This is a genomic window from Burkholderia stagnalis (assembly GCF_902830275.1).
GTDB classification, from domain to species: Bacteria; Pseudomonadota; Gammaproteobacteria; order Burkholderiales; family Burkholderiaceae; genus Burkholderia; species Burkholderia stagnalis.
Genome location: NZ_CADESW010000003.1, coordinates 19,562 through 33,768, shown reverse-complemented (window position 1 = coordinate 33,768; position 14,207 = coordinate 19,562). Strand labels below are relative to the sequence as shown.

The window sequence follows — 14,207 nt, the reverse complement described above, 5'->3', positions numbered from 1 at the left end:
GGTCCGGAAACGCGTGAAGGCCCGGGTGCGGCATCGGGCGGGAAGGTTGCGCGGCGGCGTGCGTGCGCAAGCGGGATGTTCATTGCGCGCTACGCGCCCGACCGGGCCCGGAACGCCTGCCGATACCGCTGCGGCGAGGTGCCGACGATGCGCGCGAAACGCTCGCGGAAGGCGGTGACCGAGCCGAAGCCGGCCTCCGTCGCGACATGTTCGATCGACCGTTCGGTGATTTCCAGCAGCTGCTGCGCATGCCGGACGCGCGCGGTCTGAAGCCATTGCAGCGGCGACGTGCCCGTTTGCGCGTGAAAGCGCCGCGTCAGCGTGCGCACGCTCATCGACGCCTGGCGCGCCATCGCGTCGAGCGTGAGCGGGCGGTGCAGGTTCGCGTGCAGCCAGTCGATCAGGTCGTGCAGCCCTTCGGCGCCGGCCGGGCCGCCGGTCGAACCGCCGGTTCGACGCTCAGGGGCGATGAACTGCGCCTGCCCGCCTTCGCGCATGCGCGGCGTCACCGCGCAGCGGGCGGCGTCGGCGGCGACCGCTGCGCCATAGTCGGCCTGGATCATGTGCAGGCACAGATCGATGCCCGCCGCCGCGCCGGCCGACGTCAGCACCTGGCCGTTGTCGACGAACAGCACGTTCGGATCGACCGACACGCGAGGATAGCGGCGCGCGAGTTCCGCGGCCGCGAGCCAGTGCGTCGTGGCGCGCAGTCCGTCGAGCAGCCCCGCCTCCGCGAGCACGAACGCGCCGGTGCAGATCGACGCGATCCGGCAGCCGCGCTCGGCTGCTGCGCGCAGCGCCGCGAGCACGCGGCGCGACGTGGGCACCAGCGGCGTGGACGTGCCGGGGACGACGATCGTATCGGCATCGTCCAGCCCGTCGAGGCGGAACGCGGGCCGTAGTTCGAACAGGTCGCCGGCGACGCGCGCCTGCTCGCTGCAGACCTGCACACGGTACGCGCCCGCCGTGTCGGGCACGCGCACGCGCGCGAACGTGTCGCACGCGACGCCAAGATCGAACGGGACGACGTCGGGCAGCGCGAGAACGGCGAGCGTGTGCATGGGCTTCGAGGCCGTGGCCGGAATTCGTTGGAAGCTGGCATTTTAGCCAATGGTTCGAACCTGCTCCACACGCGACAATGGCGGCACCCACATGGAGGCCCGCAATGAAAGAAGACGACCGCACGGCGCTGCGGAACCTGCAATACCTGTCGTTGCTGGAGGCGGCCACGCTCGTCGCGCTGGTGTGTGTCGCCGTGCCGCTCAAGCATCTGGCCGGCGTTCCGGCCGCGGTGTCGATCATGGGCCCGATTCACGGCGTCGCGTTCGTGACGTACGTGTGGGCGGTGGTCGGCACGGCGTCGAGCGGGCTGTGGAGCAGGGCGGAGGTTGCGCGGCTCGTACTGTCGGCGCTCGTGCCGTTCGCGGGGCTGGCGAGCGCCGGGTGGATCGCGCGCAGGCGGGAGGCGCAATGAGCTACCTGCTGCTCAAGGCCGTTCATGTGCTGGCCGTCGTTACGTTCGCAGGCGGGCTGCTGATGCTGTCCGTGTGCGTGCGCATCGCCAATCTCGCGGTTCATCGCGCGGTGCGGCGCTGGGATCGCGTCGTGACGGCGCCGGCGCTTGCGCTCGTCTGGATCACCGGCATCGCGCTCGCGCTGCACGGGCACTGGTTCGGCGATGCGTGGCTGTCGTTGAAGCTCGTCGTCGTGGTCGCGCTGTCGGCGTTGCACGGCATCCTGGCCGGCACGCTGCGGCGCATGACGCGCGACGATCTCGTCGTCATGCCGAAACCGTGGCTTGGGCAGGCTGCGGGCGCAGTCGTTGTCGCGACGGGTATCGTCGTCGGGCTGGTCGTGATCAAGCCGTTCTGATGCGGGGTGACATGGCGCGCGGGCCCGCGCGGCGTTTCCCCGTCACGCGAGCGCCGCTTCCACGGCCGTCAGCGTGCGGCGGCGGATCCAGCCGCTCGCCAGCCGGATCGCGAGCCAGTACGGCATGAATCGAAGCCGCGTGCGTGCGGTCGGACAATGCACGAAGGTTTCGGTGCGCAACGCATGTGCGCCGTGACCGCAGTCCGCCACCTGGAAACGCAGCACGAGCTTCGCATCGCGCGGGTCGGCGTGGTGCACGAAGGCGTCGGCATCGGCGATGGTTCGAAGGTCGAAATCCGGGCGCCAGAAGCGGCCGACGAGGCCGAGCGACAGCGAGCGGTCGTCGCGCTGCAGCAGCGTGAACGTGTCGAGGCCGAAGGGCTCGCGTTCGCGGCGTGCGGCTTCGTTGCGCAGCGCGCCGATCACGGCCGACGGGAATTCGCGCACGGTCAGCAGCGTGTTGACGATCGGGTCGGTGCGCATGTCCAGCGACGCGACGGTGTCGATGATGCGGTCGGGCGGCGCGTCGATCGGCCGCGATTGATGGCATTCATGGAAGCCGAACGACGGGATGAACGGCGGCCGGTTGCCGGCCGTCCGGCTCGACGATTCCGGGATGATGCCCAGTGCGTTCATGGCGGCTCCGTGACGTAAAGCCCGATCGTAGCATCGGCGCCGGCAGGCTGCCTTTTGCGTCGCAAGCGTTACGAAAGCGCGCGCAACTGGTCGCGCAGCCGGTCGACCTCCTCCGCGGAAAACGGCTTCTCGATCTCCGCGTGCGCTTGCTGCCATACCGGGAACGCCTTGGCCAACAGGCGATGGCCGGCCGGCGTCAGGCTGAGCAGGCGGCTGCGTTTGTCGTCGGGATCCTGCGTAATGACGATCAGATCGCGCCGTTCGAGCGGCTTGAGCGCCGCGGTCAACGTGGTGCGATCCATCGCCAGCAGCGCCGACACGTCCTTCATCGCCGGCGGGTGGGGGCGGTTCAGCGACATCAGCAGCGAAAACTGCCCGTTCGTCAGGTCCAGCGGGCGCAGCGCGTCGTCGAACACGCGTGCGAGATTGCGTGCCGCCCGCTGCATGTGCAGGCACAGGCAGCAATCGCGCACCATCAGCGTCGATTCGAAAGGGAGGGCTTCTTTTCGTGACATGTTGCAATTGTGTTGATATCAACCTATCGTGTCAAGGGCAGGGCGCGACGCCCCGTTGCGCCCTTCACCGGACGGAGGGGTCATGAGCGATCGACAGGTGTTTCTCGCCGTTTTCCTCGGCAGCAAGGACAGCCCGCGCATGAAGGCGTGGCTCGCGATGACGGACCAGGAGCGGCATGCGCGGGAACGGGAAGGCATTGCCGCATGGAAGGCGTGGGTCGAACGGCATCGGGCGTCGATCCTCGAGATCGGCGGGCCGCTCGGCAAGACCAAGACGATCGGCGAGCAAGGCATCGTCGATGCGTCCAATGCGCTGACGGCCTTCACGGTCGTGCGCGCCGCGTCGCACGAAGACGCGGCCCGGCTGTTCGAAAACCACCCGCATTTCACGATCTTCCCGGGCGAGTCGATCGACGTGATGCCGGTGCTGCCGATTCCCGGCGCATGAGCGTTCGACACATTGGGGGTGCGCCATGAAACTGTACGGATTCCCCGGAACGCGCACGCAGCGCGCGCTATGGGGGCTCAAGGAGCTCGACGCGAATTTCGAGTTCGTCTCGGTCAACCTGCTTCAGGGCGAGCACAAGCGGCCCGAATTCCTTCGCCTCAACCCCGCGGGCAAGGTGCCCGTGCTGGTGGACGGCGACCTCGTGATTCCCGAGTCGGCCGCGATCGTGCTGTATCTCGCGGACAAGTACCCGGAGAAGGCGCTGCTGCCGGTCGACCTGGCCGGGCGGGCGCAGGTCTATCGCTGGGTGATGTTCGCGGTCACGGAGCTCGAGCAGCCGCTATGGAGGATCACGCGGCATACGATGCTCTACCCGCCGGAGAAGCGCCTGCCGGCCGATATCGCGCTGGCGCGGGACGACTTCATCGCGATGGCCGCGATCCTCGACGCCCATCTCGAAGGGCGCCGGTTCATCGTCGGCGACGCGCTGACGATCGCCGACTGCGTGACGGCCTATCTGATCGACTGGGCCAACGAACTGAAGCTGATCGACGGGTTCCCGCAATTGCGCGCGTATCTCGAACGCCTGTATGCGCGGCCGAAGGCGCCGCAGCGCATCGCCGAGGCGCTCAAGGCGGCGTGACGGCGCAGGGCGGCGTGAGCCGCGGGCTGGCTATGCGTCGGGGCGAATCAGGAACGCGTCGTAGCGCTTGCCCGAAATCCATCGCGGCGGGCGTCCGCGCCCGGCCCAGGTCTCGCCCGTCTCCGGATTCCGGTACTTGGGCTTGAGGCGGCCGAGCCGGCCGTTGCGGCCGGCGGCCCGCCTGCGTTCGCCAAAGAGGTCGCGCTCCGTGATGCCGTATTCGATCATGGTCTTTCGTATCGACGCGAGGACCGACTCGATTTCCCGCTTGCGCGCCTCTTCGATGGCCGCCTCGATTTCGCGAAGCTTGTGCTTCAGCGCGCCATAGGATTCTTGGTGATCATGTTTCAAGGTGACTGACTCCGATGAATCTCCGGATGAAAACGGACCGCTGTTGCAGGGCGAAGCGCGTGCCGCTCATTCCTTGAGCTTCGCCCAGACCTTGTTGCGCAGCGTGACGGCCGCCGCCGAACACATCTGGAAGGGCTTCAGGCGGCCTTTCAGCGCCGCGGGCGTCACGACGGCGGGATTGGCGAGCAGCGCGGGCTCCATGAACTTCTCGGCGCCCGAGATCGCGTTGTCGTACTTCAGCGCGTTCGACACCACCGCGATGTTCTCCGGCTTCATCATCCAGTTGATGAACGTATAGGCTTCCGAAACGTTTTTCGCCCTGGCCGGTATCAGCAGGCTGTCCATGAACAGCCGCACGCCTTCGCGCGGATACGCGAAACGGACGCTCGGCAGGATCTTCTGCGCGCGCACGCTCGCGCCGTTCCAGTTCTGCTCGACGATCACCTGCCGGGACGCGATCCGGTCGACCGTGCCGTCGTTGCTGTAAACCTTGACGTACGGCTTCTGCTTCATCAGCACGCCGAGCACCCGCTTCGCATCGGCGGCGCTCTCGGTGCATTCGTTCTGGCCGAGATACCAGCTCGCGGCCATGTAGAGTTCTTCCTGCACATCGAGGTCGGCAACCTGGCCGCGCAGCGCCTCGGCGGGCTCGAAGAACGACTTCCACGAGTCGTCGAGCTTGCCGCCGGGCACGCGCGCGCTGTCGTACGAAATCCCGGTGAGCACGATGGTGTACGGCATCGCGTAGTCGCGGCCGGGGTCGAACGTCGGGTGCCGGTACTCCGGCTTGACGTTCGCGAGGTTCGGCAGCTTCGACTTGTCGAGCTTCGTCAGCAGGCCGCCGTTCGCGAGCACCGGCACGTAGTAGTCGCCGGCCACCACCACGTCGTAGCTGCCGCCGCCCGCCTGGAGCTTGGTCAGCAGGGTGGCGTCGCTGTCGTAGGTGTCGAGCGTGGCCTTGATGCCCGTCTCCTTCTGGAACTTGGCCAGCAGCGACGACGGGAAATAGTCCGGCCAGTTCGCGAAATGCAGTTCGGCACCATGGGCGGCAACGGACAGCGAACAGGCCGCGGCGAGAATCAGTTTCTTCACTCAATACCCCTTGCTAGTCGTACAGGTGTGGTCATCAAGGCGGGCGCGATCGCCTCACGCTTCCCGTCGCGGTGCTGCTGGCGCCGGTTCAGCACCGCGCCGGCGATCACGAGCAGCGCGGACGCGACGATGACGATCGTGGAGATCGCGCTGATCTTCGGCGACACGCCGACCTTCAGCGCGCCGTAGAGGTAGGTCGGCAGCGTGATCACGCCGGCCCCGGCAACGAAATAGGTGGTGACGAAATCGTCGAGCGACGTGACGAAGCTCAGGATCGCGCCGGTCATGATTCCCGGCCAGATGAGCGGCAAGGTCACGCTCCGGAACGTCTGGAACGGCGTGGCCGACAGCGTCGCGGCCGCATCGAGCAGATCCCGGTCGATCTTCTGCACGCTGGCCCTGATCGGCAGATAGGCGACCGGCAGGCAGAACACCGCATGCGCGAACAGCACGGTCAGGAAATTCAGCTCGATCGACAGCGCGGCGAACCCGAGCAGCGTCGCGATGGCCAGCACGATCTCCGGGACGATGAGCGGGATCTTCAGCACCTGCTCGAACAGCCGCGCGATTCCCGCGCTGCCGTCGCCGATGCCGATGGCGGCCGGCACCGCCACCACGGTCACGATGGCGACGGTCAAGCCGGCGAGGCAGAACGACGTTGACGCGGCGCGCAGCAGGTTCTCGTCGGCCAGCACCTGCGCGTAGGCGTCCATCGCGAATCCCTGCCAGACCAGCGCGGACGGCCCCGCATAAAAGCTGGTGACGACGAGCGCGAGGATCGGCGCATAGAGAAACGCGAGCATCGGCAGCGCGATCCATGCGACGCCCGGGTAAGTGGCGTGGCTGTCGCGGCCGCCGGCGCCGCGCACGGGGATCAGCGGCGCGCGCCGTGCGAACCATGCGACGAGCCCGACGAGGCCGATCAATGCGACGGAAAGGGCGGCGCCCAGCGGCCAGTTGCGGTCGGACGTGAACGCCAGTTGCACGAGATTGCCGACCATCATCGACTTCGCGCCGCCGAGCAGGTCCGGGACGACGTACGCGCCCAGCGCGGGCACGAACACCAGCGCGATGCCGGCCCGGACGCCCGGCATGCAGGCGGGGATCACGACCCGGCGCAGCACGGCGGCGGGCGATGCGCCGAGCGTGGCGGCCGCTTCGGCGAGCTCCCAGTCGAACTCGCGCAGCGTCGCGTAGATCGGCAACACCATGAAGGGGAAGAAAATGGACACCAGCCCGATCATCGTGGCGGTGTTCGAATACAGGATGCCCGACGCGCCCGGCCGATCGAGCAGCGCGTTCAACTCCTGGTTCACGAGGCCGCCGTCCGCGAGCAGGATGACCCAGCCATATGCACGCACGACGAGGCTGATCGCGAAGGGCGCAATCACCAGCAACAGGAAAGTCGTGCGCCGGGACGCTTTCTGGGTGGCGATGAATAATGCGGTCGGCAATCCGGTCAGGACGCAAAGGAGCGTGGTGGCCGATGCGAATAAAAACGAGCGGAAAAAGATCGCAGGATAGGCCGATCTAAATACCGTATTTCCGTCGAAATCATGTTCGAATATCAGGCCGACATAGGCATCGAGCGAATGCGACGCCCACGCCACGCCGCCGAAATCCAGCGGCCGGCAAAGGGAGACATACAGCACCACGGCAATCGGCGCGAGCATGCCGGCGATCAGCAGGATGGCCGCGGGCCAGCAACCGGCATGCCGTGCAGGCAGCGTAATCCGATGTTCGCGCATGCGCGCCTCCCCCATGGCATCCGACCTTCTTTGGTATACGTTGACAAACGAAAGCTTACCGGAAGCGCAATGAATCGAGATGGCGGATTTGCACCTTTTGCGCCAATATGACCACCTTATGCGCCATGCGCGGCGCATTCCGATCGAATTGCCATATAGTCCGGGTCGGTCAGTTTTAAATATTGGAATTGTGAGTGATTTTGTTGATTATCGGTGTGTGAATTGCTGCCTCTGCTTGGAGATAAATTGAAAAGCCGCGAACTGAACGATCTTTCCATTCGCCCGTTGACGGAACAGGATATCGGCGATTTCTACGACATCCGCTTTTCGGTCAAGGAGAACCGCATCCATCCGCATCAGGTGCATTTGCTGGACCGGAGCCTGCTCGTCGAGCAGATCAACCAGGGCGGCGGGTGGATCTGCGTCGACGAAGCCAGCGGCGTCGCGGCGGGCGTGTGCCTGCCGATCGTCGCGGAAACGCCGATGATCAGCGGGCTGTTCGTGCGCCCCGACTATCATCGCCGGGGCATCGGCGCGGCGCTGCTGACGAAGTCGCTCGACTGGCTCGCGGCGCAGGGCGTGCAGACCGTGACGCTCGTGACGGACCCCGGGTCGAATGCGGATCGCTTCTACCAGGGGCTCGGGTGGCAGCGCGGCAACCTCGACGCGTACGGCGTGCAAGTGATCTTCACGAAAGCCCTGCGGCGCTGACCCATGCAGCGCGCGACTCCGCTGGCGGCCGACCTTGCGAGCCGAAGCCCGGCGCCCCTGCATACCATCATCATCACCGTCCGCGTGCTCGAGAAGCTCGGCCATTCGGTCGACGCGCTGCTGGACGGCTCCGGCATCACGACCGCGGACCTGACCAAGCCGGACCTGATCGTCTCGCATGCGCAGGAGCTGATCGTGCTCGCCAATGCGCTACGCGTCACCGAGGACGAGTCGATCGGCCTCACGATCGGGAAGGCCATTCCCGTGACCGCATACGGCGCGCGCGGGCACGCGATGCTCGTGAGCCCGACCTTGCGCGACGCGTTGAATCTCGCTTACGCGTATCCGCTGCTGGCCATCACGTACTTCAAGTCGGTGCTGCACGAGTACGACGACGATGCGGTCATCACGATCGGCGGCTATGCGTATCGGTCCGACCTGCGGATCCTGAACACGGCGATGTGCGTCGGGGCCTCCGTGCGGGAAGTGTCGGACCTCGTGCAGCCGCTGCCGGCGTTCAAGCGGATCACCTTCGATTTCCCGCGCCCGAGCCACCCGGAACGGTATGAGGCGCTGCTCGGATGCGAGGTGCTGTTCGACATGCCCAGCACGTCGATCGTGATGCCCCGGCGCTATCTGTCGTCGCCGCTGTTCTACCACCACGAGATCGAGTACGAAGTGGCGCGGAACCTGTGCGAGCAGCGGGAGCGCGAGTTGCGCGCATGGAAGCCCGACCGGATCGTCACCCGCGCATTGCAGTGCCTGCACGAGTATGGCGGCGTGCTGAAATCCGAGGAGCTGGCCGGCCTGATCGGCGTGTCGCACCGCGGCATGCAGCGGGAATTCGAGCGCGCGGGCGTCAGCTATCGCCGGTTGCGCGACGAGGTGCGGCGCGCGCGGGCGCTGGAATATCACGGCCATGCGGGCTCGTCCGCGAAGGCGCTGGCGCGGGAGCTGGGCTATGGCTCGACGTATGCGCTGAAGCGGGCCAAGGCGCGCTGGGACGGGCGATAGCGCAGGCGCCGGAGCGCGTGCATCGAGCCGCTTCGCCGGGAAAACCCTGATTAAAATTGCTTATCGCGGTGAAAAATTTAGCATCTTATTGAACGGGATTTGGCTCGATATAGTGGCTCGCTTTCGTCGCCCCGCCGACGCGGACGCCACACCAGAACACGAGCCGGAGCCCTTTCATGACCGACACCCGCTACACCGAAGTCGAGGATCTGCTGCCCGCCGCCGCCGGGCTGCGCGAGATCCGCCATCACATCCACCATCATCCGGAACTCGCGTACGAGGAAGTCGAGACCGCCGCGCTCGTCGCCGACAAGCTCGCGCAATGGGGCTGGCAGGTCACGCGCGGCGTCGGCCGCACCGGCGTGGTCGGCACGCTGCGGGTGGGCGACGGCGCGCGCAGCATCGGCATCCGCGCGGACATGGACGCGCTGCCGATCGTCGAGGCGACCGGCCTGCCATACGCGAGCGCGACGCACGGCAAGATGCACGCATGCGGCCACGACGGCCACACGACGATGCTGCTCGGCGCCGCACAGCATCTCGCGAAAACCCGCAACTTCTCCGGCACCGTGCACCTGTATTTCCAGCCGGCCGAGGAGCATGGCGTCGACAGCGGCGCGAAGAAGATGATCGACGACGGCCTGTTCGAGCGCTTTCCGTGCGACGCGGTGTTCGGCATGCACAACCATCCGGGCGCGGCTCCCGGCGTGTTTCTCACGCGGCGCGGCCCGTTCATGTCGGCCGGCGACAAGGCGATCATCTCGATCGACGGCGTCGGCGGGCACGCGGCGCGGCCGCATCTCACGGTCGATCCGGTGGTCGTCGCCGCGAGCATCGTGATGGCGCTGCAGACGATCGTCGCGCGCAACGTCGACCCCGCGCAGCCGGCGGTCGTCACGGTCGGCTCGATGCACGCGGGCACCGCGAACAACGTGATCCCGCACGGCGCGCGGCTCGAGCTGAGCGTGCGCTCGTTCAGCCCCGACGTGCGCGCGCTGCTGAAGCGCCGCATCGTCGAGCTCGCCGAATCGCAGGCCGCGAGTTATGGCGCCACCGCGCAGGTCGACTACATCGAAGGCTATCCGGTCGTCGTCAATTCGGATGCGGAAACCGATTTCGCCGCGCAGGTCGCGCGCGAACTGGTGGGCGATGCGAACGTCGTCGAGCAGACCGACCTGCTGATGGGCAGCGAGGATTTCGCGTTCATGCTGCAGCAGCGCCCGGGCTCGTTCGTGCGCCTCGGCAACGGCGCGGGCGAGGACGGCTGCATGGTACACAACCCGAAATACGACTTCAACGATCGCAACCTGCCGATCGGCGCGGCGTTCTGGACGCGCCTCGTGGAGCGTTATCTGGGCCGCTGAAGCCGGCAGCACGCGGCCGGCGCTTCCGGCCGATTCGATCGGAGACCTGAACGATGCAGAAAGATCCTCTCGCATTGCCTGCCGCCGCGTCCGTCGCCATCGCGGCCGACGCCCGACCCGCTGCCCCTTCGGTCACGCGGCGCGGCGCGATCGCGGCGGCGGTGATCGGCAACTGGCTGGAGTTTTTCGATTTCACCGTGTACGGCTTCTTCGCGGTGCTGATCGGCAAGCTGTACTTCCCGTCGAGCGACCCGACGACGTCGCTGCTGCTGTCGGTCGCGACGTTCGCGGCCGGGTTCTTCACGCGGCCGCTCGGCAGCATCGTGCTCGGCGTCTACGCGGATCGCCACGGCCGCAAGGCCGCGCTGAACCTGACGATCATGCTGATGGCGCTCGGCACGGGCCTGATCGCGATCGCGCCGACGTATGCGCAGATCGGTGTGGCCGCGCCGCTGATCGTCGTCTGCGCGCGGCTGATGCAGGGCTTCTCGCAGGGCGGCGAATTCGGCGCGGCGACCTCGACGCTGCTCGAACAGGGCGGCGTGTCGCGGCGCGGGTTCCGCGCGAGCTGGCAGCTCGCGACGCAGGGCGGCGCCGCGCTGATGGGCTCGGGCTTCGCGGCGCTGCTGTCGAACACGCTCGCGAAGGGCGCGCTCGAAAGCTGGGGCTGGCGGATTCCGTTCTTCGTCGGCGTGCTGATCGCGCCGGTCGGCATGTTCCTGCGCCGGCGGCTCGCGGACGATGCGCCCGGCGACAGCCATCACGGCATCGACGGCGGCGTGCTGCGCGAGCTGTTCTCGCAGCACGCGCGCACGGTGCTGCTGCTGACGCTCACGGTGATGGGCGGCACGGTGTCGACCTACATCCTGACCTTCTACATGCCGACCTATGCGATCCACACGCTCGGGCTGCCGATGAAGCTGTCGATGTTCGTCGGCGTCGCGTCGGGGTGCGTGATGCTGGTCACGTGCCCGCTGTTCGGCTGGCTGTCGGACAGGATCGGCAGCCGGCGCCTGCCGATCTTCGTCGGCCGCGGCGTGCTCGTCGCGCTGCTGTTCCCCGCGTTCTGGCTGATGAACCGTCACCCGTCGCTGTCGGTCATCATGCCGCTGACCGCGCTGATGCTGCTGTTCTACTCGATGGGGTCCGCGTCGGAATTCGCGCTGATGTGCGAATCGTTCCCGCGCCGCGTGCGGGCGACCGGGATCTCGATCGCGTATGCGCTTGCGGTGACGATCTTCGGCGGCACGTCGCAGCTCGTCGCGACGTGGCTCGTGCAGACCACCGGCAGCAAGTTCGCGCCGGCCGGGTATGTCGCGGTGTGCGTGCTGGTGTCGCTGGCGGCGGTCGCGATGCTGCGGGAGACGGCGGGGGACACGGGCGATTGACGGCTCGTGCGCGGCGGGCGCCGGCGCCGAACGGGGCCCCGGCTTCCGCCTTATGCGTCCGGCATCCGCCGCGCGCGCGTCACCCGCGCCGCGCCACCAGCTCCGACACCGTCTGCGCAGCCTGCTGCAGCGGCCCGAGAAACTCCTTCACCATCTGCTTCGCGGTATGCCGCTGCGCATTGCCGCTCACGTTCATCGCCGCGATGATCTGCCCGCGCCGGTTGCGGATCGGCGCGGAGATCGACATCAGCCCCACTTCGAGTTCCTGGTCGACCACGGCCCAGCCCTGCTGGCGCACCTGCGCGATGGTCGCCTTCAGTTCGCCGAGATCCGTGATGGTGCGCTGCGTGTGCGCGCGGATGCCGCTTTGCGCGAGCGTCGCGTCGAGCGCCGCATCGTCGAGCGCGGACAGCAGCACGCGGCCCATCGACGTGCAGTACGCGGGCAGCCGGCTGCCGATCGACAGGTTGATCGTCATGATCTTGTGCGTCGGCACGCGCAGCACGTAGACGATCTCGGTGCGGTCGAGCACCGCGGCCGAGCAGCTTTCGTGGATCTGCGCGGACAGCTGCTCCATCACCGGTTCCGCGAGATTCCAGAACGGCATCGACGTCAGGTACGCGAAGCCGAGCTCGAGAATCTTCGGCGTGAGCCGGAACAGCCGGCCGTCCGCCTCGACGTAGCCGAGCGTCTGCAGCGTGAGGAGAATCCGGCGCGCGCCCGCGCGCGTGAGGCCGGTCGCCGACGCAACCTCGGTGAGGGTCTGCTCGGGACGGTTCGCGTCGAACGCGCGGATCACCGCGAGCCCGCGCGCGAACGACTGGACGTAGGAGTCGCCGGGTTTGGCCTGGATGTCTTCGGTAGTCATGAGCTGTCGGAATGTCGTGCAGCCGAGAAGATAGCGCATGGGGCCTGACACGCCAACCACGCGGCCGCCGCCGGCGCTTGACAGGTCGTCCCCGCGCTCCCTATGATGCTTCGAACGTTCGATACACGATCTTATGTTCGTATATAGAACATTAGAGCGCATCCCGGCGGGCAATGCAATGGGGGTGCCCGTTCCATTTCCTGGATTCCTGGAGACACTTGATGACCGAAGCTTTCCTGTGTGATGCCATCCGCACCCCGATCGGGCGTTACGGCGGTGCATTGTCCGGCGTGCGCGCCGACGATCTCGGCGCGGTGCCGCTCAAGGCGCTGGTCGAGCGCAACCGCGACGTCGACTGGGCCGCGATCGATGACGTGATCTACGGCTGCGCGAACCAGGCCGGCGAGGACAACCGCAACGTCGCGCGCATGTCCGCGCTGCTGGCCGGCCTGCCGATCGACGTGCCGGGCTCGACGATCAACCGGCTGTGCGGCTCCGGGATGGACGCCGTCGGCTCCGCCGCGCGCGCGATCAAGTCCGGTGAAGCGCGGCTGATGATCGCGGGCGGCGTCGAGAGCATGACCCGCGCGCCGTTCGTGATGGGCAAGTCGGCCACCGCGTTCGCGCGCCAGGCCGACATCTTCGATACGACGATCGGCTGGCGCTTCGTCAATCCGCTGATGAAACAGCTGCACGGCGTCGACTCGATGCCGGAGACGGGCGAGAACGTCGCGACCGACTACAACGTCAGCCGCGCTGACCAGGACCTGTTCGCGCTGCGCAGCCAGCAGAAGGCCGCGCGTGCGCAGCAGGACGGCACGCTGGCCGAGGAAATCGTCGCGGTGACGATTCCGCAGAAGAAGGGCGACCCGCTCGTCGTGTCACGCGACGAGCATCCGCGCGAGACGTCGCTCGAGGCGCTCGCGAAGCTCAAGGGCGTCGTGCGTCCGGACGGCACGGTCACGGCCGGCAACGCGTCGGGCGTCAACGACGGCGCATGTGCGCTGCTGCTCGCGAACGAGGCGAGCGCGAAGCGCTTCGGCCTGACGCCGCGCGCGCGCGTGCTCGGTGTGGCGACGGCGGGCGTCGCGCCGCGCGTGATGGGCATCGGCCCGGCACCGGCCACGCAGAAGCTGCTCGCCCGGCTCGGCATGACGATCGACCAGTTCGACGTGATCGAGCTGAACGAGGCGTTCGCGTCGCAGGGGCTCGCGGTGCTGCGGATGCTGGGCGTCGCCGACGACGATCCGCGCGTGAACCCGAACGGCGGCGCGATCGCGCTCGGCCACCCGCTCGGCGCGTCGGGCGCGCGGCTCGTCACCACCGCGATGTACCAGTTGCATCGCACGAAGGGCCGCTATGCGCTGTGCACGATGTGCATCGGCGTCGGCCAGGGCATCGCGCTCGCGATCGAACGCATCTGATGCCGTGCGTGCGGCGCGGCCGCACGCATCCCGTCCGCCCGGCTCGCGCGCCTGTCGCGCGAGGCCGGGCGGTTCTGTTTTGGGCCGCATGGATTTGATGCGATGCGCCGATCTGAAACGAGACATATTCGCA

Annotated in this window: 16 protein-coding genes; 9 read left to right on the top strand and 7 right to left on the bottom strand. The window is 67.4% G+C overall.

Annotated elements, in window-relative coordinates; genetic code table 11:
- Nucleotides 1-89 precede the first annotated feature (89 nt).
- Nucleotides 90-1,061 carry a GlxA family transcriptional regulator gene (locus tag HWY45_RS07210; protein WP_059879541.1) on the bottom strand — a complete coding sequence of 324 codons (972 nt, stop codon included), beginning with the start codon at nt 1,059-1,061 and terminating at the stop codon, nt 90-92.
- Between the two features lie 104 nt (nt 1,062-1,165).
- Here HWY45_RS07210 and HWY45_RS07205 point away from each other — a divergent pair, with 104 nt between their 5' ends.
- Nucleotides 1,166-1,474, top strand: coding sequence for a DUF3817 domain-containing protein (locus HWY45_RS07205; protein ID WP_059879544.1), 309 nt, complete (start codon nt 1,166-1,168; stop codon nt 1,472-1,474).
- On the top strand, nt 1,471-1,872 hold the full coding sequence (locus tag HWY45_RS07200; protein WP_059879546.1) for a CopD family protein: 402 nt from the start codon (nt 1,471-1,473) through the stop codon (nt 1,870-1,872). The genes HWY45_RS07205 and HWY45_RS07200 overlap by 4 nt, the downstream gene beginning before the upstream one ends.
- Before the next feature lie 42 nt (nt 1,873-1,914).
- Here the strand turns inward: HWY45_RS07200 and HWY45_RS07195 are convergent, their stop codons facing one another.
- Nucleotides 1,915-2,508, bottom strand: coding sequence for a hypothetical protein (locus tag HWY45_RS07195; protein WP_059879548.1), 594 nt, complete (start codon nt 2,506-2,508; stop codon nt 1,915-1,917).
- A gap of 68 nt (nt 2,509-2,576) precedes the next feature.
- Nucleotides 2,577-3,023, bottom strand: coding sequence for a MarR family winged helix-turn-helix transcriptional regulator (locus HWY45_RS07190; protein ID WP_059879552.1), 447 nt, complete (start codon nt 3,021-3,023; stop codon nt 2,577-2,579).
- 82 nt (nt 3,024-3,105) lie between these two features.
- Here HWY45_RS07190 and HWY45_RS07185 point away from each other — a divergent pair, with 82 nt between their 5' ends.
- On the top strand, nt 3,106-3,471 hold the full coding sequence (locus HWY45_RS07185; RefSeq protein WP_059879556.1) for a hypothetical protein: 366 nt from the start codon (nt 3,106-3,108) through the stop codon (nt 3,469-3,471).
- Nucleotides 3,472-3,496: 25 nt separating this feature from the next.
- Nucleotides 3,497-4,114 carry a glutathione S-transferase family protein gene (locus HWY45_RS07180; RefSeq protein ID WP_059879559.1) on the top strand — a complete coding sequence of 206 codons (618 nt, stop codon included), beginning with the start codon at nt 3,497-3,499 and terminating at the stop codon, nt 4,112-4,114.
- A gap of 30 nt (nt 4,115-4,144) precedes the next feature.
- Here the strand turns inward: HWY45_RS07180 and HWY45_RS07175 are convergent, their stop codons facing one another.
- The 3 genes from HWY45_RS07175 to HWY45_RS07165 form a co-directional block, all read right to left on the bottom strand.
- On the bottom strand, nt 4,145-4,465 hold the full coding sequence (locus HWY45_RS07175) for an H-NS histone family protein (protein ID WP_059801381.1): 321 nt from the start codon (nt 4,463-4,465) through the stop codon (nt 4,145-4,147).
- A 66-nt stretch (nt 4,466-4,531) separates the two neighbouring features.
- Nucleotides 4,532-5,557 carry an extracellular solute-binding protein gene (locus HWY45_RS07170; RefSeq protein WP_059565777.1) on the bottom strand — a complete coding sequence of 342 codons (1,026 nt, stop codon included), beginning with the start codon at nt 5,555-5,557 and terminating at the stop codon, nt 4,532-4,534.
- Complete coding sequence (locus HWY45_RS07165; RefSeq protein ID WP_059879627.1) at nt 5,554-7,305, bottom strand: ABC transporter permease subunit; 1,752 nt, start codon at nt 7,303-7,305, stop codon at nt 5,554-5,556. The genes HWY45_RS07170 and HWY45_RS07165 overlap by 4 nt, the downstream gene beginning before the upstream one ends.
- Before the next feature lie 246 nt (nt 7,306-7,551).
- On the opposite strand from HWY45_RS07165, the gene HWY45_RS07160 reads away from it, so the two are divergent.
- The 4 genes from HWY45_RS07160 (at nt 7,552) to HWY45_RS07145 (ending at nt 11,782) form a co-directional block, all read left to right on the top strand.
- Nucleotides 7,552-8,016 (top strand): GNAT family N-acetyltransferase, encoded by a 465-nt coding sequence (locus HWY45_RS07160; protein ID WP_230942231.1) that lies wholly within the window; start codon nt 7,552-7,554, stop codon nt 8,014-8,016.
- A 3-nt stretch (nt 8,017-8,019) separates the two neighbouring features.
- Nucleotides 8,020-9,030, top strand: a complete 1,011-nt coding sequence (locus tag HWY45_RS07155) for an AraC family transcriptional regulator (RefSeq protein ID WP_059565776.1) — start codon at nt 8,020-8,022, stop codon at nt 9,028-9,030.
- A gap of 176 nt (nt 9,031-9,206) precedes the next feature.
- On the top strand, nt 9,207-10,394 hold the full coding sequence (locus HWY45_RS07150; protein WP_059565775.1) for a M20 aminoacylase family protein: 1,188 nt from the start codon (nt 9,207-9,209) through the stop codon (nt 10,392-10,394).
- 53 nt (nt 10,395-10,447) lie between these two features.
- Nucleotides 10,448-11,782 (top strand): MFS transporter, encoded by a 1,335-nt coding sequence (locus HWY45_RS07145; protein WP_059801383.1) that lies wholly within the window; start codon nt 10,448-10,450, stop codon nt 11,780-11,782.
- A 79-nt stretch (nt 11,783-11,861) separates the two neighbouring features.
- Here the strand turns inward: HWY45_RS07145 and HWY45_RS07140 are convergent, their stop codons facing one another.
- Entirely contained in the window at nt 11,862-12,650 is a 789-nt protein-coding gene (locus tag HWY45_RS07140) for an IclR family transcriptional regulator (RefSeq protein WP_059565773.1), read from the bottom strand.
- A gap of 221 nt (nt 12,651-12,871) precedes the next feature.
- On the opposite strand from HWY45_RS07140, the gene pcaF reads away from it, so the two are divergent.
- The gene (gene pcaF, locus HWY45_RS07135; RefSeq protein ID WP_059565772.1) at nt 12,872-14,074 is read left to right on the top strand and encodes a 3-oxoadipyl-CoA thiolase; all 1,203 of its coding nucleotides are present in this window, start codon (nt 12,872-12,874) and stop codon (nt 14,072-14,074) included.
- Nucleotides 14,075-14,207: the final 133 nt, after the last annotated feature.

Coding starts and splice junctions, on each gene's coding strand:
- HWY45_RS07210 (WP_059879541.1), bottom strand. CDS start 1,061: ATGCACACGCTCGCCGTTCTCGCGCTGCCCGACGTCGTCCCGTTCGAT.
- HWY45_RS07205 (WP_059879544.1), top strand. CDS start 1,166: ATGAAAGAAGACGACCGCACGGCGCTGCGGAACCTGCAATACCTGTCG.
- HWY45_RS07200 (WP_059879546.1), top strand. CDS start 1,471: ATGAGCTACCTGCTGCTCAAGGCCGTTCATGTGCTGGCCGTCGTTACG.
- HWY45_RS07195 (WP_059879548.1), bottom strand. CDS start 2,508: ATGAACGCACTGGGCATCATCCCGGAATCGTCGAGCCGGACGGCCGGC.
- HWY45_RS07190 (WP_059879552.1), bottom strand. CDS start 3,023: ATGTCACGAAAAGAAGCCCTCCCTTTCGAATCGACGCTGATGGTGCGC.
- HWY45_RS07185 (WP_059879556.1), top strand. CDS start 3,106: ATGAGCGATCGACAGGTGTTTCTCGCCGTTTTCCTCGGCAGCAAGGAC.
- HWY45_RS07180 (WP_059879559.1), top strand. CDS start 3,497: ATGAAACTGTACGGATTCCCCGGAACGCGCACGCAGCGCGCGCTATGG.
- HWY45_RS07165 (WP_059879627.1), bottom strand. CDS start 7,305: ATGCGCGAACATCGGATTACGCTGCCTGCACGGCATGCCGGTTGCTGG.
- HWY45_RS07155 (WP_059565776.1), top strand. CDS start 8,020: ATGCAGCGCGCGACTCCGCTGGCGGCCGACCTTGCGAGCCGAAGCCCG.
- HWY45_RS07150 (WP_059565775.1), top strand. CDS start 9,207: ATGACCGACACCCGCTACACCGAAGTCGAGGATCTGCTGCCCGCCGCC.
- HWY45_RS07145 (WP_059801383.1), top strand. CDS start 10,448: ATGCAGAAAGATCCTCTCGCATTGCCTGCCGCCGCGTCCGTCGCCATC.
- HWY45_RS07140 (WP_059565773.1), bottom strand. CDS start 12,650: ATGACTACCGAAGACATCCAGGCCAAACCCGGCGACTCCTACGTCCAG.
- pcaF (WP_059565772.1), top strand. CDS start 12,872: ATGACCGAAGCTTTCCTGTGTGATGCCATCCGCACCCCGATCGGGCGT.